General features: G+C 71.4%; 19 protein-coding genes and 3 tRNA genes. 9 read left to right on the top strand and 13 right to left on the bottom strand.

The genetic code is table 11. The features are described from left to right. Positions 1–394: 394 nt before the first annotated feature. Together cysK and epsC are read left to right on the top strand one after the other, a co-directional pair. The gene (gene cysK / locus RT054_RS13405) at positions 395–1330 is read left to right on the top strand and encodes a cysteine synthase A (protein WP_312717887.1); all 936 of its coding nucleotides are present in this window, start codon (positions 395–397) and stop codon (positions 1328–1330) included. A 43-nt stretch (positions 1331–1373) separates the two neighbouring features. Next, a complete protein-coding gene (gene epsC / locus RT054_RS13400) occupies positions 1374–2156 on the top strand; it encodes a serine O-acetyltransferase EpsC (protein ID WP_312717886.1) in 783 nt (260 codons plus the stop codon). 100 nt (positions 2157–2256) lie between these two features. On the opposite strand, the gene RT054_RS13395 is transcribed toward epsC, so the two are convergent. The 3 genes from RT054_RS13395 to RT054_RS13385 form a co-directional block, all read right to left on the bottom strand. Further along, positions 2257–2448 (bottom strand): hypothetical protein, encoded by a 192-nt coding sequence (locus RT054_RS13395; protein ID WP_312717884.1) that lies wholly within the window; start codon positions 2446–2448, stop codon positions 2257–2259. Beyond that, positions 2445–2771, bottom strand: a complete 327-nt coding sequence (locus tag RT054_RS13390; RefSeq protein ID WP_312717882.1) for a YtxH domain-containing protein — start codon at positions 2769–2771, stop codon at positions 2445–2447. Before RT054_RS13390 ends, RT054_RS13395 begins: the two co-directional genes overlap by 4 nt. A gap of 164 nt (positions 2772–2935) precedes the next feature. Continuing rightward, a tRNA-Ser gene (locus tag RT054_RS13385) sits at positions 2936–3022 on the bottom strand. Between the two features lie 179 nt (positions 3023–3201). Between RT054_RS13385 and RT054_RS13380 the strand changes: the two genes are divergently transcribed. The 4 genes from RT054_RS13380 to RT054_RS13365 all read left to right on the top strand — a co-directional run bounded on the left by RT054_RS13380 (position 3202) and on the right by RT054_RS13365 (position 6815). Next, entirely contained in the window at positions 3202–4212 is a 1011-nt protein-coding gene (locus RT054_RS13380) for a LacI family DNA-binding transcriptional regulator (RefSeq protein ID WP_312717880.1), read from the top strand. A 462-nt stretch (positions 4213–4674) separates the two neighbouring features. Further along, on the top strand, positions 4675–4878 hold the full coding sequence (locus RT054_RS13375) for a cold-shock protein (protein ID WP_040159283.1): 204 nt from the start codon (positions 4675–4677) through the stop codon (positions 4876–4878). Positions 4879–5088: 210 nt separating this feature from the next. Beyond that, a complete protein-coding gene (locus RT054_RS13370; protein ID WP_313024426.1) occupies positions 5089–6054 on the top strand; it encodes a VTT domain-containing protein in 966 nt (321 codons plus the stop codon). 143 nt (positions 6055–6197) lie between these two features. Further along, positions 6198–6815, top strand: coding sequence for a hypothetical protein (locus tag RT054_RS13365; protein WP_312717876.1), 618 nt, complete (start codon positions 6198–6200; stop codon positions 6813–6815). Here the strand turns inward: RT054_RS13365 and RT054_RS13360 are convergent. Then, entirely contained in the window at positions 6799–8280 is a 1482-nt protein-coding gene (locus RT054_RS13360) for an LCP family protein (RefSeq protein WP_313024422.1), read from the bottom strand. The genes RT054_RS13365 and RT054_RS13360 overlap by 17 nt on opposite strands. A gap of 372 nt (positions 8281–8652) precedes the next feature. On the opposite strand from RT054_RS13360, the gene RT054_RS13355 reads away from it, so the two are divergent. Continuing rightward, positions 8653–8746, top strand: a tRNA-Ser gene (locus RT054_RS13355). 249 nt (positions 8747–8995) lie between these two features. On the opposite strand, the gene RT054_RS13350 is transcribed toward RT054_RS13355, so the two are convergent. From RT054_RS13350 to RT054_RS13330, 5 genes are all read right to left on the bottom strand, one after another. Beyond that, complete coding sequence (locus RT054_RS13350; RefSeq protein ID WP_313024419.1) at positions 8996–10498, bottom strand: HAMP domain-containing sensor histidine kinase; 1503 nt, start codon at positions 10496–10498, stop codon at positions 8996–8998. After that, positions 10495–11217 carry a response regulator transcription factor gene (locus RT054_RS13345; protein WP_312717872.1) on the bottom strand — a complete coding sequence of 241 codons (723 nt, stop codon included), beginning with the start codon at positions 11215–11217 and terminating at the stop codon, positions 10495–10497. Before RT054_RS13345 ends, RT054_RS13350 begins: the two co-directional genes overlap by 4 nt. Before the next feature lie 1225 nt (positions 11218–12442). After that, entirely contained in the window at positions 12443–13768 is a 1326-nt protein-coding gene (locus RT054_RS13340) for a bifunctional glycosyltransferase family 2/GtrA family protein (RefSeq protein WP_313024414.1), read from the bottom strand. Positions 13769–13779: 11 nt separating this feature from the next. After that, a complete protein-coding gene (locus RT054_RS13335; protein WP_313024411.1) occupies positions 13780–15927 on the bottom strand; it encodes a glycosyltransferase family 39 protein in 2148 nt (715 codons plus the stop codon). A gap of 195 nt (positions 15928–16122) precedes the next feature. Next, the gene (locus tag RT054_RS13330) at positions 16123–17937 is read right to left on the bottom strand and encodes a phosphoenolpyruvate carboxykinase (GTP) (RefSeq protein WP_313024408.1); all 1815 of its coding nucleotides are present in this window, start codon (positions 17935–17937) and stop codon (positions 16123–16125) included. 452 nt (positions 17938–18389) lie between these two features. Here RT054_RS13330 and RT054_RS13325 point away from each other — a divergent pair. Next, positions 18390–18465 (top strand) — tRNA-Arg (locus RT054_RS13325). A 240-nt stretch (positions 18466–18705) separates the two neighbouring features. Here RT054_RS13325 and RT054_RS13320 read toward each other — a convergent pair. Beyond that, the gene (locus RT054_RS13320; protein WP_313024404.1) at positions 18706–19368 is read right to left on the bottom strand and encodes a hypothetical protein; all 663 of its coding nucleotides are present in this window, start codon (positions 19366–19368) and stop codon (positions 18706–18708) included. Between the two features lie 173 nt (positions 19369–19541). On the opposite strand from RT054_RS13320, the gene RT054_RS13315 reads away from it, so the two are divergent. Beyond that, positions 19542–20108 carry a VOC family protein gene (locus RT054_RS13315; protein WP_312717863.1) on the top strand — a complete coding sequence of 189 codons (567 nt, stop codon included), beginning with the start codon at positions 19542–19544 and terminating at the stop codon, positions 20106–20108. A 54-nt stretch (positions 20109–20162) separates the two neighbouring features. On the opposite strand, the gene RT054_RS13310 is transcribed toward RT054_RS13315, so the two are convergent. The 3 genes from RT054_RS13310 to upp form a co-directional block, all read right to left on the bottom strand. Next, positions 20163–21053: a PH domain-containing protein gene (locus RT054_RS13310; RefSeq protein ID WP_313024401.1), complete on the bottom strand. Its 891-nt coding sequence runs from the start codon at positions 21051–21053 to the stop codon at positions 20163–20165. Between the two features lie 15 nt (positions 21054–21068). Then, a complete protein-coding gene (locus tag RT054_RS13305; protein WP_312717861.1) occupies positions 21069–21242 on the bottom strand; it encodes a hypothetical protein in 174 nt (57 codons plus the stop codon). A gap of 287 nt (positions 21243–21529) precedes the next feature. Further along, positions 21530–22168, bottom strand: coding sequence for a uracil phosphoribosyltransferase (gene upp, locus RT054_RS13300; RefSeq protein ID WP_313024398.1), 639 nt, complete (start codon positions 22166–22168; stop codon positions 21530–21532). Positions 22169–22184 lie beyond the last annotated feature (16 nt).

Below are 22184 nucleotides of genomic sequence, written 5' to 3'. Positions count from 1 at the left end.
GCGATCTCGCGGTGACCGGGGTCTCCCGTTCGGGGGGCGCGTCGAGGCCGTGACGACGGCGGCGAGCGGAGGGACGCCCGCGCCCCTCTTCACGTGCACATTCGTCGGCCCTTAAGTGACCGGCCGGTAACCATGGTGTGGCAGGACTCACGCCCCGGGGGATCGGCCCTGGTCGCACCGTGGATCGCCGGGGAGGCCGTCCGGGAGGGTGTCGTCCGCCCCCCACATGTATAAGTCGCCATTGGAATACCGATAAGCTGTGGCTCGTTGACGAGGAGGAGTCGCCCGCGCGGGCGGCGACCTGAGCACTCGTCCCGACGTCACCGACGAACGAGTCGCTGACGACCGACATCACTGACGAACACCGACACATCCGCGACGGAAGGCAGTCCACGTGCCCATCTACGACGACGTCACCAAGCTCGTCGGCAAGACCCCGCTCGTCCGCGTCAACCGGACCCTGCAGGGTGTCGACGCCTCCACGACCGTGGCGGCCAAGCTCGAGTTCTACAACCCGGCGAACTCCGTCAAGGACCGTATCGGCGTCGCGATCGTCGACGCGGCCGAGGCGTCGGGCGAGCTCCAGCCCGGCGGCACGATCGTCGAGGCCACCAGTGGAAACACCGGCATCGCCCTCGCGATGGTCGGTGCGGCCCGCGGGTACGACGTCGTCCTCGCCATGCCCGAGACGATGAGCGCCGAGCGCAAGGCCCTCCTGCGGGCCTTCGGCGCCGAGCTCGTCCTCACCCCCGGGCCCGAGGGCATGCGCGGCGCGGTGGAGAAGGCCGAGCAGATCGTCGCCGAGCGCGGTGGCATCCTCGCCCGCCAGTTCGCCAACGAGGCCAACCCGGCCATCCACGCCGCCACCACCGCCGAGGAGATCTGGGCGGACACCGACGGCGCGGTCGACATCGTCATCTCGGCGATCGGCACGGGCGGCACGATCACCGGCATCGGCCGCACCCTCAAGGAGCGCAAGCCCGAGGTCGCACTCATCGGCGTCGAGCCCAAGGAGTCCCCGATCCTCAACGGCGGCAAGCCCGGTCCGCACAAGATCCAGGGCATCGGCGCCAACTTCGTTCCCGAGACCCTCGACACCGGCATCTACGACGAGATCATCGACGTCGACATCGACACCTCCGTCGACTTCGCCCGCAGGGCCGCCACGCTCGACGGGCTGCTCGTCGGCCTGTCCTCCGGCGCCGCGCTCGCCGCGGCCCAGCAGGTCGCGCAGCGTCCCGCCAACAAGGGCAAGACGATCGTCGTCATCATCCCGAGCTTCGGGGAGCGCTACCTGTCCACGGTGCTCTTCGACGGCCTGCGGGACTGAGCCACCCCATCCCCGTATCGACGCGACAAGCGAGGACGAAACCATGACGACGTCGACCAACACGCTCTCCCAGGCCTCCTCGGTCGTCGACGCGGCACGTCAGGCGCTGCCGAGGCTCCGTCTGGTCGGCCAGGTCCGCGACGACTCCGACTCCACGCCGGCCACGCCGGAGGAGAAGGCGTGCGTGGGCATCACGACGACCCACGAGGACTCCGTCCTCGAGGCCGATCGCGCCGCGCGCCCGTGGTGGCGTCGCGTCGCGGACGCGGTCGTCGAGGACCTCGACGCCGCGGTCGAACGAGACCCGGCCGCCACCTCCCGGGCGCAGATGGCGCTCGTGTCCCCCGGATTGCACGCGATCTGGGCGCACCGGGTCGCCCACTCGATGTGGCAGCGGGAGAAGCTGCGCATCCCGGCGCGGCTGCTCTCCAACGTCGCGCGGACGGTCACGGGCACGGAGATCCACCCCGGCGCCACCGTGGGGCGGCGGTTCTTCATCGACCACGGCATGGGCGTCGTCATCGGTGAGACCGCCGAGATCGGCGACGACGTGATGCTCTACCAGGGCGTCACCCTCGGCGGTCGCACGCTGAACAAGGGCAAGCGCCACCCCACCCTCGGCAACGGCATCACCGTGGGGGCCGGGGCGAAGATCCTCGGCGCGGTCACCCTCGGTGACGGCTCGCAGATCGGCGCGAACTCGGTCGTCGTCAAGGACGTCGCCCCCAACCACGTCGCCACCGGCATCCCGGCCAAGACCCGCGTGCTGAGCGGCGAGGAGGACCCGGTCGACGCGATGTTCGCCGACCCCGCCCTCTGGATCTGAGGTCACCCCGACGCCGACACCCGGCGTACCGCGCACGACACAGGCCCCGATCGGTTGTCACCGGTCGGGGCCTGCGTCGTGCGTGGGGATCCTGTCGCGTTCAGTCGCCGTCGGAGGCGACGTTGTCGCTGCGGATGCCGACCGCCTCGTTCTCGGTGCGCTCCTCCGACTCGGCGAGGATGGCCTCGGCCTGGGACTCGGGGTCGTCGCTGCCGGCGGCGATCTCCTCGGGGAGAAGATCGGCGCGGCGCTCGACGTCCTCGGGGGAGACGTCCTCGAACGCGTCGGTCACGTGGACTGGACCTTGGTCTCGCGGGGCGTGTAGTCGCTGCCCTTCTCCTGACCGATGAGCGCGCCGTCGTCCCCGCCCGCGTCGCCGACCTTGTCCTTGACGGTGGAGGCGGCGTTCTCGGCGGCGGCGCTGATCTTGGCGCCCACGTCGGGGGCCTTCTCCTTGACCGTGTCGGTCGCGGCGGAGACCTTCTCCTGGACGCGCGGGTCGTGCCACAGGGCGTCGGCCTGCTTCTTCATCTCGTCGTAACGGTCGCGGCCGGCGCGGGTGCCGAGGACGTAACCGACGGCGGCACCGGTGAGGAACGTCAGCTTGAGCTTCATGGGGTGATCCCTTTCGTTCGACTGGGGGCGACTCTACGGGTTCGCCACTCGCGAGGCGTCCTCAGTGCGACGAGTGAGGACGGGTCGGAGTTCCCGCAATCGCCGGGGCCGTGGCCTCGGTGACGGATGGGGGAGGAACGCGGTCGGTCGCAGGAACCGTTCGGCGGAGGGCGTGGGATTCGAACCCACGATGACGTTGCCGCCATAGCGGTTTTCAAGACCGCCGCACTAGGCCACTATGCGAGCCCTCCAGATGCCGTCGTCGCGGCGACGGCACTCTTCCGAGGGTACCCATCTCGGGCGCCGGGTCGAGTTCCTCCCCGGTCCTGCCGTGGTGTCGGCGCGACGCCTCCCGCCCGTCCCGGGGGTGGTCGACATTCGGGGAGGCGCCGACGTGTCAGGACCACCCGTCTTGCGCAACGATGGACACATGGCCGTGACGATGACGCAGGTGGCGAAGGAGGCGGGGGTCTCCGTCAGCACGGTCTCGCACGTCATCAACGGCACCCGCCCCGTCGCGGAGGTGACGCGGCGTCAGGTGCTCGACGCGATGGATCGGTTGGGGTTCACCCATCAGCCCGTCGCCCGTTCCCTCGCGGCCGGGAACACGACGACCATCGGAGTCGCGATCCCGCTGTCCGGCAACCCCTTCCATCAGGAGTTGTTCGCGGGCATCGAGGGGGAGGCGCGACGTCAGCGGTTCTCGGTGTTCGTGTCGGACACCTCGGACGAGCCCGAGCGCGAACGCGAGGTCATCGCCAACCTCATCGCCCACCACGTCCGTGGCGTCCTCGTCTCGCCGACGGCCGGGTGGGCCCGCGGCGCGTCCCGCGTCGTGCGGGATCACCAGCTGCCGTGCGTCCTCGTCGACCGGCTGCAGCATCAACCCATCGACCAGGTCGGGGTCGAGAACGAGCGCGCGACCGCGATGCTCGTCGAGCATCTCGTGGTCAAGGGCCATCGCCGCATCGCCTGCATCTCCGGCCGGGACGGGTTGTCGACGACCGACGAACGCGTCTCGGGCTACAGGGCGGCCCTCCGGTCGGCCGGGCTGCCGATCGACGATCGGCTCGTCGTCGGTGGCGACTCCACCGACTCCGGAGGGCGTCGCGCGATGCGGGCCCTCCTCGCGCTCGAGGACGCCCCCACCGCGGTGTTCGTCGGCAACGACTCGATGAGCCTCGGCGTGCTGCGGGCCCTGCGCGAGGCGGGACGCGTGGTGCCCCGTGACATCGCCCTCGTCTGCTTCGACGATCCGCCCTGGGGGGACCTCGCGACGCCCGGTCTCACCGCGATCGCGCAACCCACGTTCGCGATGGGTGCGCGGGCCGTCCAGCTGCTCGCCCGGCGTATCGCCGATCCCGACGCCACCCCGCAGACCCTGCGCCTCCGCGGCGAAGTCACCCACCGCAGCTCGTGCGGCTGCCGTCCGACTCCCTGAACCGCGCGGTGTCGCCCGTGCGCACCCTCGGCGCATCGCGCCGCTCAGCCCGGCCTCGGGCAGCGCTCACGGCGCCGCGGAGGCCGTGTCCGCGAGCGGTGTCGGACCGCGGTGTCCGCGCCGGGGCGTCCCCTCGTCGTCGCCGCGGTGGCGAGTTCGTGAACGGGTGGTGGCCCGGGCGCGTCGAATCGGGGCGTTGCGACCCCCGAAACAGGCGTTGACCAGGCAAAGTCCGGCAATCGGCCGGGTGTGTGGATGTGGGGCGGAGTCCCTCCTCACGAGGGGGTCATCGTGTTAACGTGATTGTGGTTGCAAGTGCAGTTCCTCGCAGTACGGCGACGGTCGCCACTCGAAGACCCTCCGGGGTCTCTCCGGTGGCCTGCTGAAGTTGGGGTCGTGCGGCAGCCGGGACGCCGCGAAGTGCGACGTCCATCGCCACACCAGTAGAGAGTTGTTTTCCCCATGGCACAGGGCACCGTCAAGTGGTTCAACGCTGAGAAGGGCTTCGGCTTCATCGCGCAGGATGGGGGTGGCCCGGACGTGTTCGTCCACTACTCCGCCATCCAGACCAACGGATACCGCTCGCTCGACGAGGCGCAGCGCGTGGAGTTCGAGGTCACGCAGGGTCCCAAGGGTCCGCAGGCCGACAACGTCCGCCCGCTCTGATCCGTCCGCAGACTTCCCCGAGGGGCTCCCGGTTCGTCCGGGAGCCCCTCGCGGCATCTCGGGAGATCACGGCGGTCGTCCCGGTGGTTCCAGGGAGGTCCGGTGGTCCCCGGGAGGTCCGGTCATCCGGCGGGGGCGAGTCACCCCTCCCGCCCGGGTCCGCGCTCGGCCGCCGGGGTCGCCGCGGTCGGTGGCCTACCCTGGGGAACCGTGAGTGACGAGCACCCCACCGACGGCCGGCGGCCCCCGCCCCACGGATCGCGTGAGCCGGGTCCCGATCCGATCGCGGCCGAACGAGCCCCGGAGACGGCCTCCGGTGAGCGGGGCTCGGGCGCGACAGCGGCCAAGAAGGTGAGCGCCGGGGCGCAGGCCGGGTTCTGGCCGGAGGAGTACACCCCCACCCGCGCCGACCACGTCTGCCTGGCGCTCATCGCCCTCAGCGCGGTGTACGGCATCGTCATCATGCTCGCCCGCCCGACGCTGCTCGGATACAACCCCCTCGTGCTCGCCGGGCTCTCGGGAAGCCGCTCGGCGCTCGTGACGATCGGCGCGCAGCACGCCGTCGGACTCACCTCCATGACCGTCGTCGTGGTCGCGTTCGTCCTGTCGACGGTGAGCGCGATCAAGCTCGACCTGCTGATGTGGTGGGCCGGGAGCCTCTGGGGCGACGTCTTCGTCACGAGCATGGTCGGTGACTCCAAGCGCAAGGCCCGTTCGGCCGCCCGCGCGGGGGAATGGGCACGACGGTACGAGTCGCTCGTCATCATCCTCATGAACGTCCCCGTCCTGCCCATCCCCCGAGGACTCATCGCCGCGGTGCTCGGTGTCTCCGGCACGCGGTTCCGCAAGCTCCTCGCCGTCGACCTCACGGCCTCCGCCGTGGTCCAGGCCGTGTGGCTCTACCTCGGTTACCGCATCGGCGAGCCGGTCGTCCAGGTCGTCGAGGTCATCGCCCGGTACTCGCTGTGGCTCACCGTCGCGATCTTCGTCGTCATCGTCATCGGGGCGATGCGCAAGGCCCAACGGGAGGGCGCCCGCGCCGCGGACACGGCCGACACGGTCGACACGGCCGACACCGCTGAAACGGTCGACACGGCCGACACGGCCGACACCGGCACCCCGGGCGTCTCCGGAGATCGTCGACCGCCTGAGCCGGGCGCGTCCACGCGCGCGTGAACATCGGACGCGTCGGTCGCCAGGGGCCATCCCCGGCCGTGCCGAGCTCCGCCGCGACCGCACCGACGAGAGCACCCGCTCCCCACCCGACTCCGCACGCGAGGCTCGACCCGCAGGGGCGACGCCGTGCGACCGAGGCGGTCGTGGCCGGGGGGCTGCTGCTCGTGACCGCCTACGGGTTCGTCGCCATCCCGCTGCGGGCATGGCTGCTGGGCGTCGACCCCGCGCTGCTCGCGGTGATCACCGGGAGCAGGCCCGCGCTGGTGGCGGTCGGCGCCACCGCGAGGGTCGGGGAGGGCCCCTGGCTGTGGCCGTTGCTCGGGGGGATCCTCTCGATCGTCAAGTTCCACTGGGTGTTCTGGTGGGCGGGACGGTTGTGGGGCGACGCCGCGCTCACCCGGGTCGGCGGCGACTCCCCACGGGCCCTGCGGCGCATCACTCGGGCCAAGGCGTTCGTGCGGCGCTACCAGGCGGTGGCGATCGTGCTCACCTACGTCCCGCTACCCGTCGCACGGGAACTCGTCATCGTCGCGCTCGGGACGGCCCGTGGGCGGTTTCGCACGTTCGTCCTTCTCGACGTCGCGACGGCGGCGGCGACCCAGACCGTGTGCGTCCTCCTCGGGGCGTGGCTGGGGGCCGCGGCCGTCGTCGTCGTGAAGCAGTACGCGCTCTATGCCGGGTGGGTGGCGATCGCCGCCCTGCTGGTCATGACGGTGGCGGCCGTGCGGTCGTGGCGCGCGCGGGTCAGCACGCGTTCTTGACGTCGACGAGACCCTGGGCCGGCTCCCCGGGGGACGGGCTCGACGAGGGACGCGGGGTGGGCGTGGAGCGCGGCGTCGACCCCGTCGGCGCGGGGACGCCCTCGGTGGGGTGCGGCGAGATCGCGTTCTGGACGACCTCGTGGATGTGGTCGTAGTCGGGGTCGGTGACCTTGACGATCTTGTTCGTGAACGGCAGCGACCGGATCTTGCCGTTCTGGATCCGACTCACGAGCTCCGCCCACGCGGGCAGGTGCTCCGGCGGCACATCCGTGTACACGTGGTCGCGGGCGACCTTCGCGAGCTCCGGGTAGCGCTCGAGCATCGTCGCGGGGTCGACCTGGCGCACGATCGCGCCGACCATGCAGCGCTGCCGCCCCATGCGGTTGAAGTCGTCGGTCGTCGCGCGGGACCGGGCGAACCACATGGCCGTGTAGCCGTCCATGTGCTGCGGTCCGGGCTCGATCCAGCCGTTGATCGATCCCGGCACGATCTGCCCGTTCTTGACCTTGCCGCCGATCGGGATGCGCTCCTTGACCGTGATGTCGACCCCACCCATCGCGTCGACGAGGGCCGAGAACCCGCGGATGTCGATGACGACGGCGTAGTCGATGCCGAGGCCGAGGATCTCCGAGAGGGCGAGGCGCGTGGCGGTGAGGCCCGGCATGGGGTCGCCGGGGAAGAGGTCCTTGTGCTTGTCGCCCTCGTTCCAGACCTCGTTGAGCAGGCACTCGTCGCCACAGTCGTACCCCTTGGGGTAGACCTGCGAGAGCGGGTTGCCGGGGCCGAGGGGCACGTTCTCGAGGTTGCGGGGGATGCCGAAGAGCACGGTGTCACCGGTGACCGTGTCGATGCTCGCGACCATCATCGAGTCGGTGCGGATGCCGGGGCGGCCGGGGTAGGCGTCCGACCCGATGAGCATGACGTTGACGCGGGGGGAGTTGCGCCAGGCGTCCTTGCCGCTGCCGATCGGGGTGGCCGCGCCCGCACCTCGGCGCACGTCACCGTGGGAGAAGATCGACGACACCGTGTCGCGGTGGATCATCACGTACTGCATCGCGGGCGCCGCCGGCGCGAGGACGCCGAGGACGAGCACGCTGGTGAACACGCCGGCCAGCGCGCGTTTGGCGGTCTGCGGGCGTGACGGCCAGTTGAGGGCGGCGGTGTGGACGAGGGAGGCGGCGAGCAGGACGAGGGCGACGATCCCGGCCATGACGAGGACGAGGAGGAGGTTGCGTCGGACGCCGAGGAAGAGCGCGACCTCGGTCGGGCCCTTGACGTAGACGAATGCCGCCGCGCCGACGACCGAGAGGACGAACGCCGAGAGCATGAGCCCGCCCAGCCAGCGTCGACCGCTGAGGAGCAACCCCGAGCCGGGGAGGATGGCTCCGAGCGTCGTGAGACCCAGCAGGGCGCCGAGCCCGCGTCGCGGCTCGGGCCCGGGCACACCGGGATTCCCGCTGCTCATCGCTTCTCCCCTCGCGTCGGACGGCCGACCGACGCCGCCCCTGTGGTCATCGGCCGTCTTACGTCGTCCGGCCTCAATTCGCCAGCCCCGACCTCCCATGATAACGCGCGGGCGGAGGTGCCCCCGCCGGTCCTCCGGTCGTGCGGAGTCGGGCGACGGTGGGGTCGCCAGGGCGCGGCGATGGTGCGGGCGGGGTCGCGCGAGCGCGGTGGGTCGGCGGCGACCTCGGACGAGGTCGAGCGGAGGCTCGCCGCGGCACCACCGTCGGTCTCGTCGCTGTCGGTTTTTTGTCTCGGCGCAGGGCGCCGGGTAGGCTGACCTCTGCTGTGTCTCACGCTGCGGGTCCTGCTCGCGGCGTCACGGATTCGGCGTGGAGGCGTCGCCTAGTCCGGTCTATGGCGCCCGCCTGCTAAGCGGGTTTGGGGGTTAAACCCCATCGAGGGTTCAAATCCCTCCGCCTCCGCCAGAGAAGCGCCCCCGACCACCGTCGGGGGCGCTTTCGCATGTCGGGCTTCCTCCGCGACGTCCTCCGTCGACCGTCCTCCGCCATCCGTCCTCCGCCATCCGTCCTCCGTCGTGCGGCGACGCGGTCCGCCGCGGCGATCCGCGCGGTGACCGAGGCCGCCTGGCGGCGTGCTGCGATCTGGCCGATGTGTGCCGTCATCGGTGGACGACGGAGGGGCGGCCCGCGGCGCGACGGGGTGAGCGCGCGAGTTCACGCCCGGGGGAGGCGCAGGGTGAGGCAGGTCCGGCCCGGCCGGGACTCGAGGTCGACCGTGCCGCGGTGGGCGGTCACGACGGCCTGCACGATCGACAGGCCGAGCCCGGTCGACCACTGGGTGCGGGCGCGGGCGGCGTCCCCGCGGGAGAACCGTTGGAACACGGTCGGCAACAGCGCCGGGTCGATGCCGGGGCCGTCGTCGCAGATCGTCACCACCGCTTCGCCGCCCTCGGCGCGGAGCGCCCCCGTCACCGTCGTCCCCGGAGGGGTGTGCAGGCGCGCGTTGGCGAGCACGTTGACGAGGACCTGGGTGAGGCGCGGCTGATCACCGACGACCTCGACGGCCTCCTCGGGCAGGTCGAGGCGCCACCGGTGATCGGGTCCGACGACACGGGCGTCGCTCGTCGCTTCGAGCAGTAGTCGGGTGAGGTCGACGGGCTCACGCGCGAGGTCGCGTCCCGCGTCGAGGCGGGCGAGCAGCAACAGGTCCTCGACGAGGGTGGCCATGCGGGCCGACTCCGACTCCACGCGCTCCAACGAGGTGCGGACGTCGCCGGGGAGCTGCTCGTCGCGCAGCGACAGCTCGGTGTAGCCGCGGATCGAGGCCAGCGGGGTGCGGAGCTCGTGACTCGCGTCGGCGACGAACCGGCGGAGCTGAGTCTCGCTCTCCTGCCGGTGCCGCAGGGACACGTCGACGTGGTCGAGGAGGTCGTTGAGCGCCGCGCCCACCTGCCCGACTTCGGTGCGCCGGTCGGTGTCGCGGCTCGGGACACGCTCGGCGAGGTCCACCTCGCCGCTCGACAGCGGCAGGGTGGCGACGCGTGTCGCCGTGGCGGCGACGCGATCGAGCGGGCGCAACGCGCGGCCCACGAGCAACGCCGTGCCGATCCCCACGAGGAGGAACCCGAGGAGCCCGAGGCCGGCCGTGATGAGTCGCATCTGGCGTACCGAGTCCTCGAGAGGGTGCATCGGCAGGCCGGTGACGACGCGCGCGTCGTCGGGCGTCGTCACCCCGACGACGCGGTATCGACCGAGGTCCTCGCCGAGGTCGACCGTCGTGGGGCGGCTCGTCAGGCCCGCCTCCAGCAACGCCTGGACCTGCGGGATGGAGAGCGACCGCGACCCCCCGTTCCGGGTGGCGACGGTGTTCGTCTGCACGGTCGACCCTCGCACGACCACGACGAGCATGTCGGCGAGGGGACGGCGCTGCCCCGCGTCCGCCGGGGGTCCTCGGCGGTCGTCGCGCCGACCCTCCGGGCCGAGCACGCGGGTGGCCGTGCTCGCCACCCGCGAATCGAGCTCGGCGACGAGGCTGCGCTCGAGCAGCGCGCTCATGGCGAGGCCACTCGCCAGCGTGACCAGCGCGAACAGGGCGACGATCGAGACGACGAGCGTCCGGCGCAACGTCCACCCGGAGAACGGTCCGCGGCGTCGTCCCCCCGCGGGGCCCGCTGCCGGGCCCGAGGGGACGACGACGCCCGAGAGTCTGCTGCTCACGACGCCGGCTTGAGGACGTACCCGGCGCCGCGCATCGTGTGGATCATCGGGTCGCGCCCGACGTCGATCTTCTTGCGCAGGTAGGAGATGTAGAGCTCGACGACGTTCGCCTGCCCCCCGAAGTCGTAATTCCACACCCGATCGAGGATCTGCGCCTTGCTCAGCACCCGCTTGGGGTTGCGCATGAGGTACCGGAGCAGCTCGAACTCGGTGGCGGTGAGGGTGATGTCGTCGCCGGCCCGGGTGACCTCGTGGGAGTCCTCGTCGAGGGTGAGGTCTCCGACGACGAGCAGCGCCGAGGAGTCGTCGGTCGTCACGGCCGTGCGGCGCATGAGAGCCCGCACGCGTGCGACGACCTCCTCGAGGCTGAACGGTTTGACGACGTAGTCGTCGCCACCGGCAGTGAGCCCGGCCACGCGGTCCTCGACGGCGTCCTTGGCGGTGAGGAACAGGACGGGGATGTTCGGGTCCTCGCCTCGCATGCGGCGCAGCACCTCGAGGCCGTCGAAGTCCGGCAGCATCCAGTCGAGCACGACGGCGTCGGGCCGGAACTCGCGTGCGACGCGCACGGCGTCGGCGCCGGCGTGGGAGGTGCGGATCTCCCAGCCCTCGTACCGCATCGCCATCGACAGCAACTCGGTGAGGTTGGCTTCGTCGTCGACGACGAGCACCCGCACCGGTGAGCCGTCGGGGCGGGTGAGGCGGGGTGCTGAGGTCATGGCCACCAGTAGACACGCAGGCTCCCCCCTCGTGACTGTGCGCCGCCTATGTGTCGCCTGTGGACGCAGGCTTTCGAAGGGGGATGACCGTCGCGATCGCGAACAGACGGCGGCGGTGGGCTGCGGAGTCTGGGCAGGGTCGTGGCCTCTCCACAGCAGGGTCATGGGATCGCGGACGACGGTGAAGCCATCGCACCGTCGTCCCCGCAGATCGGGGTCGCGAAGGAGGACTCATGCCATTCCGTGATCACATGAGGCGCACCGCGCCCGCCGCGGTCGACCCGCCGGGCTCGCGCGGCCCGGCCACTGCACCTGCCCTCACCCCGCCACGGTGGTCGGGCAGGAAGACGGCAGTCGCCGCTGCGCTCGCCCTCTCGTTCGCCTCGGCGGGAACCCTTGCCGCTGCCGCGGCCATGCCTGCCGGCACGGGCGCGTCGAGTGGTGCCGGCATGCACGGGCCACACGCGTCCGGCGGGGGCCACGACGGCGGACCGCAGGGGGATGAAATGGAAGGGGGGCCACAGGCTGGAGGGCGCCCCCCCGGCGCGCCGGCGGGTGCCCCGAGCTCCGATCGCACCCGGGGGACGTCCGCCGATTCGGGCGACGTCGCGAGGGGCGACGTCCCGGCGGCCGAGGACGACACCGACGCGGTGCCCGAGACGGGAACGGACGGATGAGCCCCGCTCTCGGCCTCTTCAACGGCCGGTCGCGTCGGGGGACAGGTCGACACCGCGCCGCTTCGCCTGCTCCTCATTCGGCCGAGTTCCGCGCTGCCGCAGGCGTGTTCCCTGTCTCGTCGGCCCTGTCGGTGCCCCCGTTGTCTCGACAGACACCCCGACCCCGAGGCGGCCCTGCCTCCTGAGATCGACCCGAGGATCCCCACGACGGCGCCGACCGGTCACCTGCTCACGGTGATCGGTCGGCGTCCTGGCGTGTCACGGCTCGGTCGGCCTCACCACGGTCAGGGGGACACGCGGCCCCGCCTCGATGGTGGTTCATCGCGGACGAGGCGCGCCCGGGGTGACCACCGTGAGGGACGCAGAGAGGCCAAGGCCCGCCGACAGCAGCGGGGGACGTCGACATCTCGCACAGGACGACCGTGGGGAGCAGCCCACACGCAGGGGCGCCGTCATGGAACGAACACAGGTGTGTCCCCCACCGCGAGAACGGTGGGGGACACGCCTACGACGGCTCCGAGGAGTGGCCGGCTCCATGGGTCCACGGGTCAGGCCACAGCGGGGGTCCGAGGTGGCACGAGGAGAGACAGGGGGCGTCCGACGCGACCGGGATGGGCATCCTCGCGATCGTCACGATCCTGGGCGGGGCAGCGCGAGAACTCCGCCTGGTCGTCGTCGGCGACGAAGAAGCCGCGGTCTCCGCGATCGGGGTCCATGCTCCGGCGGAAGACCCCGAACTTCACGACGGTGGCGAGGACGTTGGCGACCGCGACGACCAGGGTCCGGACCCCGGTCCCGGCCCCGGGGGCCACGGCGTCCAGGAGGCCGAGCGCCCCGGCCGCGAGGGCCCAGAACAGGCCGAAGAGGCCGAGGCCCTGGGCCTGCTGGCGCCACGCGCCGTCGGTCGCGCCGAAGGTCCACGAGCGGTTCACCGCGGTGTTGACGACGGTCGCGGTGAGCAGCGCCAGCGTGTTCGCCGTCTGAGACCCCACGCCGGCGCCATGGAACGTGGCGAACAGACCGAGGTGGACACCGGTGCTCAACACACCCACCCCGGCGAACCGGGCGACCTGGCTCACGAGTCCGGTGCGCAGACGTCCCCGGCCGAGTGTGGAGGCGATCTGTCTCGTGGGCACCTCTCCGCGTGCGTGCGCCCGATGCAGTCGGGCCACACCGCGGAGGTCGTCCAGGGCGGTGGCGACGACGTCGACGCGGCTGTCCGGGTCGTCGAACCAGTCGACGGGCACCTCGTGGATCCGCAGTTCGCACCGCTCGGCGAGCACGAGGAGTTCGGTGTCGAAGAACCACGACGTGTCGCGGACATGCGGGAGGAGGGCACGGACCACGTCGGCGCGGATCGCCTTGAAGCCGCACTGCGCGTCGGTGAACCGTGCGCCCAGGGAGGCACGGAGGAGGAGGTTGTAGCAGCGGGAGACGACCTCGCGACGGGTGCCGCGTACGACCCGGGAGCCGTTCGCGAGCCGGGACCCGATCGCGACGTCGCTGTGGCCGCTCAAGAGTGGCGCGACAAGCGGCCACAATGCGTCAAGGTCGGTCGAGAGGTCGACGTCCATGTAGGCGAGGACCGTCGCGTCGGAGGCCTGCCAGGCCTCCGTGAGCGCTCGACCGCGCCCCTTCTCCGGAAGGCGGATGGCGGTGACCTCGTGGAAGTCGCGGGCGAGGGCCTCGGCCACGGACCACGTGTCGTCGGTACTGGCGTTGTCCGCGACCGTGATGCGGAACGGGTAGGGGAAGTACATCGCGAGGTGGGCGTGCAGCCGCGTGACGCACGCAGCCAGGCTCGCCTGCTCGTCGTGGACCGGGACCACGACGTCGAGCACGGGTGTCGGTGTCAGGGTGGTATCGGGGTTCATCGGGGGTCACCTCAGTTCGTGGTCGTCGTGGTGGTGGTGGATGTCGCGGAGTCGGCGACGGGTCGGGTGAGGTCGTAGAACGTGGACCCGTCGAGCGTCACGGCGGTGAAGTTCTCGGTCACCCAGCTCGTGATCTGCGCGGCGGTTCCGTTGCCGCCGATTCCCGGCCCTGCACCCTGGCCGCTGCCGGCGAAGTAGTGGATGCTCCCCTCGGCCACGTACTGCTGGAACTGGGCGAGCGTCGGGGAGGGGTCGGAGCCGTTGAACCCGCCGACGGCCATGACGGGTTCGCCGCTCGCGAGTTGCAGGCCCGCGGAGTTCTGAGAGCCGACCGCCGCGGCGACCCACGTGTAGGCGTCGGCCTCCTCTCGCAGCGCCGCGACGACCTCGTCACCCGGCGTGCCGGCATCGAGGAGGCCTCCGAGGCTGCGGCCGGTGGGGCCGCCCGCTCCGGTGGCGCTGGTCGCTCCGGTGGTCCCCTGCGTCTGCGGGGGAGGGAAGCCACCGGGACCGTTCATCCCGCCGGGACCACCCGCGGCGCCGGCCGGACCCGCCGTGACGATCGAACCGCTGTAGCCCTGGCTGACGGTCGAGATCGAGAACGTGGTGGGGCCGGCGAGGCTCGCGAGGAGGGCCCCGGCGAGGACGACCGGCACGAGACGTCGGTGCATCCGCTCGGTGACGAGCAGGAGGAGAGCACAGGCGCCACCCACGGCGAGGACGACGTACCTCAGGGTGCCGTACGCCTGGTCGGCGACGCGGGTGAGGAGGACGAAGCCCCACACGGACGCTGCGGCAGTCGCGACGGAGAGCGTCACCGACCCCCACCGCCTCTCCTGGGCGCGGACACGCCGCCAGGCGTCGACCGCGCCCGTGCCGACGAGCACGGCCACGGCCGGGGCGAGGGCGACGGTGTAGTACTCGTGGAAGATGCCGGCCATGAGGGAGAAGACGAGCCCGGTGACGACGAGCGAGCCGCCCCACAGGAGGAGGGAGGCGCGTCGCAGGTCCGTGCGGGGGGAACGGCCGGTCGCCCACAGCCCGACGACGAGGAAGACGAGAGCGCTCGGAATGAGCCAGCTGATCTGGCCCCCGACGCTGCTGGAGAACAGGCGGACGATGCTCTCCGTCCCGGAGTTCGGACCCGCCGAGCCCGACTCGTCACCGCTGAGGCGTCCGAGCCCGTTGTAGCCGAAGGTGAGATCGAGGAAGGAGTTGGTCTGCGAGCCGCCGATGTACGGCCGCGCGGACTCAGGGAGGAGCTCGACGATCGCGACCCACCACCCACCGGAGACGACGAGGGCAAGGGTGCCGGCGAGGCTGTGCGCGAGGCGCTTGGACAGCGTCGTCGGAGCGCAGACGAGGTACACGAGGCCGAGGACGGGAAGCACGAGGAACGCCTGGAGCGTCTTGGTGAGGAACGCGAACCCGAGGAGGACCCCCACGAGGACGACCCACCGCCCGGACGCCTTCTCGACGGCCCTGAGCGTCGCGGCGGTCGCCGCGGTGAGGAGCAGGACGAGCAGGGCGTCGGGGTTGTCGAACCGGAACATCAGCGTCGCGACCGGGGTGACGGCGAGGACGAGCCCGGCGACGAGCCCCGCGACGTGGCCCGCGTGGCGACGGGCGCAGCCGTACACGAGGGCGACGGTGGCCACGCCCATGAGGACCTCCGGCACGAGCAGGGCCCACGAGTTCAGCCCGAACAGGCGCACCGAGAGCGCCATGACCCACAGGGAGGCGGGCGGCTTGTCGACGGTGATCGCGTTGGCGGCGTCGGAGGAGCCGAAGAACATCGCCGACCAGCTCTGCGAGCCGGCCTGAGCGGCCGCTGCGTAGAAGGAGTTGCCGTAGCCGTTGGCGTCGAGTCCGTACAGCCAGAACCCGAGGGTGCCGACGAGCAGAGCGGCAAGGGACAGCCGCTCGCCGACGGACCATGACCGCGTCTCGCCGACGCGACGCTCCGGTGCCGACGTCGGCGTCCCGTCCTTCGCCTCGGTCGGGCGAGGCGAAGGCGGAGGTGAGATGGCGGGTGAGGGTGACGTCGGGGTCGGGTCGTGGCGGGAGGTCGGGTGTCGACGACGGCGAGGTCGTTCATCGAGGAGCCGGCGGGCGCGGTCGAGGACGCGACGGTCGGCGGTGGTGGTGTCGGTAGCCATGTCCTCGACGGTCCGCGTCGAGGCTTTGCCACCCCTGTGAGCCCACTGTCGCCGGAGGATGGACGAGGCGACGCCGACCGTCGGCGTGCAGCGACCGGGCCGCGGGGGCGGTCACCTCGGGGCGTGGTGCCCCTCGGCGGAGACGCCGAAGGCCGGCCACCGAGAACGGTGACCGGCCTTCGAGCGGATCGTGCGTCAGGCGCCGAGGTTCTTCTTCAGGGTGTCGAGCTCGTCACGCAGCTCCTGGGGGAGCTTGTCGCCGAACTTCTCGAACCACTCCTCGATGAGCGGGATCTCGGCCTTCCACTCCTCGGCATCGAACTTCGTCGCCGTCTCGAGCTGGCCGTCCTTCATCGACAGCCCCTCGACGTCGAGCGCGCCCTCGGCGGGGATGGTGCCGATGGGGGTCTCGACGCCCTCACCGGTGCCCTCGAGGCGCTCGACGATCCACTTGAGCACGCGGCTGTTCTCGCCGAATCCGGGCCAGGCGAACCCGCCGTCCTCGTCGCGGCGGAACCAGTTGACGAGGAACACCTTGGGCATCGCGCCGGCGTGCTCCTTGCCGAGGTCGACCCAGTGCTGCAGGTAGTCACCGGCGTTGTAGCCGATGAACGGCAGCATGGCCATGGGGTCGCGGCGGACGACACCGACCGCACCGGCGGCCGCGGCCGTGGTCTCGGAGGAGACCGTCGAGCCGATGAACGTGCCGTGGTTCCAGTCCCGGGCCTCCGTGACGAGCGGGACCGTGGTCTTGCGGCGGCCACCGAAGAGGATCGCGGAGATCGGCACACCGTTGGGGTCCTCGAACTCCGGGGCGGTGACGGGGCACTGCTGGATCGGGGTGCAGAACCGGCTGTTCGGGTGAGCGGCCTTGTTCTCGCTGTCCGGCGTCCACTTGTTGCCGTGCCAGTCGATGAGTTCCGCGGGGTCCTCGTCGGTCATGCCCTCCCACCAGACGTCGCCGTCGAGCGTGCGGGCGACGTTGGTGAAGATCGAGTTGCCCTTCTCGATGGCGTGCATCGCGTTCTCGTTCGTGGGGTAGCCCGTGCCGGGCGCCACGCCGAAGAGGCCGTTCTCGGGGTTGACGGCGTAGAGCTTGCCGTCGCGGAAGCGCATCCACGCGATGTCGTCACCGACCATCTCGGCCTTCCAGCCGGGCACGGTGGGCTCGATCATCGCGAGGTTGGTCTTGCCACAGGCGCTCGGGAACGCCGCCGCGATGAAGTGGACCTTGCCCTCGGGGCTGGTGAGCTTGAGGATCAGCATGTGCTCGGCGAGCCAGCCCTCGTCGTGGGCCATCGCCGAGGCGATCCGCAGTGCGTAGCACTTCTTGCCGAGGAGGGCGTTGCCGCCGTAGCCGGAGCCGTAGCTCCAGATGGTGCGCTCCTCCGGGAAGTGGGAGATGTACTTGGTGTCGCTGCAGGGCCAGGCGACGTCCTTCTGCCCCTCCTCCAGCGGCGCACCCACCGAGTGCAGACACTTGACGAACGGCGCGTCCGTCTCCTCCATCTTGGCGAGGATGTCCTTGCCGATGCGGGCCATGATGCGCATGGAGCAGACCACGTACTCGCTGTCGGTGATCTCGACGCCGTACATCGGGGTGTCGGAGTCGAGCGGACCCATGACGAACGGGATGACGAACATCGTGCGGCCGCGCATGCACCCGCGGTAGAGGTCGGACATGATGCTCTTCATCTCGTCGGGCGCCATCCAGTGGTTCGTCGGGCCGGCACCCTCCTGCTCCTTGGTGCAGATGAAGGTGCGGTCCTCGACGCGGGCCACGTCGGCCGGGTCCGAGGCCGCCCAGAAGGAGTTGGGCTTCTTGTCGAGCTTGACGAAGGTGCCCGCGTCGACGAGGTCCTGGGTCAGCCGGTTCCATTCGTCCTCGGAACCGTCACACCAGACGATCTTGTCGGGGGTCGTGAGGGCGGCAACCTCCTCGACCCAGTCCGCGAGCTCCTTGTGCGTGGTACCCCCGGTGGTGGGGATCTCCGTCGAGGTCGTCGTCATGGTCACGCCATCCCTTTCGTGGTCTCTCCAGTGAGTCACGTCTTCTCCAGCGTAGATCGGAGGCGTGTGCTGCGTGCCGTCCGTCCCGAGCGGAGCCTGTTCTTATTCCATGTGGTGGACGTGGATGAGGCTTTTCACCGTAGCTGGGCAGGGGGATCACTGGGTCACGGACGGTCAGCACAGTCCTCGCGCGGCCGTGTGAAACGCCTCACCACGGCGTCGGCACCGCGTCGGCAGTGGGTCGTGCCCCCTGCCGGACGCCCTCCCCGACGGCCTGGTGCCGGCTGCTCGACGACTTCACGACGGGCCGACCGCCGCGGATGCCGTGACGCGCCGCGGGTCGTCGTGCCCGGGTGCCCGGCCCCGGTTCGCGCCCCTCCGGCCGGAGGCTGCCCGATTCGCAATCCGCGTCGGAGGCGGGTACAGTCTCACGACGTCGCCGCAAGTGACGAGCGCCCGTAGCTCAACGGATAGAGCATTTGACTACGGATCAAAAGGTTAGGGGTTCGAATCCCTTCGGGCGCGCCACGGACATCAGCACAGGCCCCGGTTCGCATCCACGCGACCGGGGTCTCTTCATGTCCACGAGCGAGTCACGTCCACGAGCGGGCCATGTCCACGAGCGGGTCATCCTCACGGGCGGGTCCGGGTCGGAGACGTCACCGTGCGCGGTGCGGCCTCCTCAGGGGCCCGGGCGACCGGACTGCGCGACCCAGACCGCGCGACCCAGACCGCGCGACCCAGACCGCGCGACTCAGACCGCGCGACTCAGACCTCGCGCCGCGGGCGCCGGTCGAGGCCGAGGAGGCGGCCGAGGTCGCCGATGACCTCGGTGACGTCGTGCAGCGTCTCCTCCGCCTCATAGACCTCGGGGGTCGAGGCCGGGGGACGTCCGGAGTCCGCCGGAGGGACGACGACGCCCCGGCGCGCGCCGCCCGGGTCGAGGTTGGGGGTCGACGCGCCAGGCGGCACGGGCTCGGGGTCAGGCGTCGCGCCAGGGGGGCGCACGGCGCCCGCGATCGTCGCGCCGGGCCGCTCGCCGTCGTCCGGCCCCGGGTGGACCTCCGCCCGCCGCCCGGGGCGCCGTGACAGGAGCTGGGCGACCCGCCCGGGCTGGACGCGGTAGGCCCGGTCCCAGGGGTTGGCGGGGCCGTCCTCGGCGCGGCCGAGGCGGACGCCGGTGAGGGGCAGCGCGCTCACGGCCACCGCGGCGCACGACGCGACGACGACGAGGACGTCGGTCGCCGACGTCGCGACGAGACCACCGGCGACGAGTGAGACCACAGCCAGGCCGAGGAGCGCGAGTGCGAGGGGATGCCCGCCGTCGACCCGGCGGCCCCGCGAGGCGAAGGCGTCGACGCCGTGGGCGAGGACCACTCCACAGGCGGCGGCGATGCAGTACAGGAGGGTGTCGTCGGCGTGGCCGCTCACGGGTCCCTCCAGTCGTCCGCGCACAGTGGATACCCCCTCATCGTCCGGGTCGTGCCGGGGTTGACCGTTCGGCGTGGCCGGTCGCAGTCGCGCCACCGCGCAGCCGGATTCAGTGCATACGTCCGGAACCGCGGGCGGCGGGGCGGGCTGCGCAGGTGCTCTACCCTGGCCGTATGGCCGACCCGCGCTCACTCCATGGCATGACCTTCGCGATCAACGCCGGCGATCACGACGACGTGCAGGAGTTCTACACCCACGTGTTCGGCCGAGGCCCCGACACCAAGCCGATGGACGACTTCCTCGAATGGCAGGTGTGCGAGGGCGCGTGGCTGCAGATCTCCACCGGCCACGAGCGGCCGGGCGGCAACAACGCCCGGGTGCGCTTCGAGGTTGAGGACATCGGGGTCGCCGTCCGGCGTCTCGACGACGCCCGGGTTCCCTACGGCGAGGTCGTCACCGTCCCCGACGTCGTGCAGTTCGCCAACTTCTCCGACAACTGGGGCAACGCCCTCGGCTTCTACCACCTGCTCGCGCCGCGGCCCCTCGTCACCGAGGAGGAGCGGATGCGGCAACAGCTCGATCAGCGCGTCCGCGCCGAGCGACGTCGGGTCTACGAGGAGGGCGGCGACCCCGGCGAGGTCGACATCGAGGCCCTCCGCGCCGAGATCGGTCTGCCCCCCGGCCGTCCCGCTGCACCGCGCCCCGACGGGCCCTCCGAGGCCGCCCCGGCCACCCCCTGATCTGGGCGGGCCGAGTCCGGGGAGCGACCCCGGCCGCGGCCTGGCGGGGATGTCTCAGCGCCCGCGGCCCCGACGATCGTCCCGCCGGCCGGCGCGGTAGAGGCTCTCGGCGTAGTCCGGATCCCGCCGAAGGCGGTGCCTGTCGACGTGTCGCTCGCCGGTCGGCGCCCCCTCGCCCGCCCGGCGGTGCACCCGGGGGAGGTCGAAGCTCTCGGTGTCGGGGTCGTCCCAGCCACGGTCGTCGTGGTGGTTGAGACGCACGACCCGGCCCCGGAGGACGGCCCGCGCCGTGGGGTCGTCCTCCTCCCGCTCGTCGCGGGCCTCGCGCCGGGAACGTCGGCCGCCGCGCCTGTCCTCCCGGCGCGACCGGCCCTCGGACCCCCTGCCGAGCCAGTCGTGGTCGTCCGGATCGTCGGGGTCGTGATCGTCCCGCTCCGGGTGGTCCTCGGGCGGGGCGTCGTCGTCACCGGTCTTGAAGATCGTCGCGACGATGTCGAGGTAGGTCTCGTTGGGGCTGGGGATGAAGTGGACGTCGGACAGCGCCTGGTCCTGGCCCGCGCTCTCGAGGATGAAGGTGCCGTAACCGAGAATTCGGCCGGGGACCGAACGGCGGAACGTCATGTCCGTCACCTTGGACAGGGGCAGCATGTCGACCTTGCGGATGATGAATCCGTAGATGAGGAGCAGACGCTGGTCGGTTGCGATGAACCACTCGTCGTTCCATTCCCACACGCTGATCGCCGCGCGACCGAACACGATGAGCCAGGCGACGAGCAGGGCCTGGACGAGGCCGGGCGGCGCGCCCCCGGCGAAGGCCAAGGCGATGAGCAGCAGCGTCACCGCCGCGGTGGCGATGGGCTCGGCGATGGCGGCCCAGTGGCGGTGCGTCGCGACGACGACGCGCTCACCGGGGGTGAGGTACTTGTCGAGCCGGTGTTCCCCCATGGGCCCTCCCGGGCGTCAGAACGCCGTGAGCAGTCGGTCGAAGAACGTCGCGATCGCGTTGAGGCCGTTGACGATGATCTCCCAGATCGTGACGATGATGTCGGCGGCCTTGTTGGGAGAGGTGAAGATCGCCCACAGGATGAAGATCCAGAAGATCCACGTGAACACCTTCTTGATCGAGAGGGGCATCGATCTCCTCGCTTTCGGTCGGGTCGTGGACGTGTCCGGATGCGCGTGGTGTGGAAACGGTCCTCCAGGCTCGGGTGTTCCTGGTCGGGCTCCTGGGGTCGCGAACGCGCGGGATCGCCTGACACCCCACGCCATCGAACCACACCGCCCCCACCCGAGGCGTCACCCCGCCTGCGGCGCGCCGGGGACGGTCCCGCGCCGACGGCGGTGGGGCCTCGCGCGGTGCGGTCGCGCGGTGGTGGGATCGGGCCGACCCCGTCCGGGGCCATCGACCCGGACGGGGTGTGTCAGACCACGCCGTAGAGACGATCGCCCGCGTCGCCGAGACCCGGCACGATGTACCCGTTCTCGTCGAGCCTCTCGTCGATCGCCCCGAGCACCAGCGTGACGGGGATGCCGAGTTGGTCGGCGCTCTCACGCACGGCCTCGATGCCCTCGGGGGCGCCGAGGAGGCACACCGCGGTGATGTCGTCGGCGCCGAGGTCACGCAGGAACTCGAAGGCCATGACGAGGGTGTGACCGGTGGCGAGCATCGGGTCGATGACGAACACCTGGCGGCCGTGCAGCGTCTCGGGGAGGCGGTTGGCGTAGGCGGTCACCCCCAGGGTCTTCTCGTCGCGGACCATCCCGAGGAACCCGACCTCCGCGCTCGGCAGAAGGCGGGTCATGCCCTCGAGCATCCCGAGGCCGGCGCGCAGGATCGGCACGATGACCGGCTTGGGGTTGGCGAGCTTGATGCCGGAGGTCGGCGCGACCGGCGTGCGGATGTCGAACGGCTCGACCCGGACCTCCCGCGTGGCCTCGTAGGCGAGGAGCGTGACGAGCTCCTCCGCCAGACGCCGGAACGTGGGGGAGTCGGTGCGCTCGTCGCGCAGATAGGTGAGCTTGTGGTTGATGAGCGGGTGATCGGCCACGTGGACGCGCATGGGGGAAACTTATCCG

It is taken from the genome of Mobilicoccus sp. (genome assembly GCF_032060985.1).
GTDB lineage: Bacteria > Actinomycetota > Actinomycetes > Actinomycetales > Dermatophilaceae > Mobilicoccus.
Note: the sequence above shows the minus strand (reverse complement) of the source record. Positions and strands in the feature narration are given on the sequence as shown.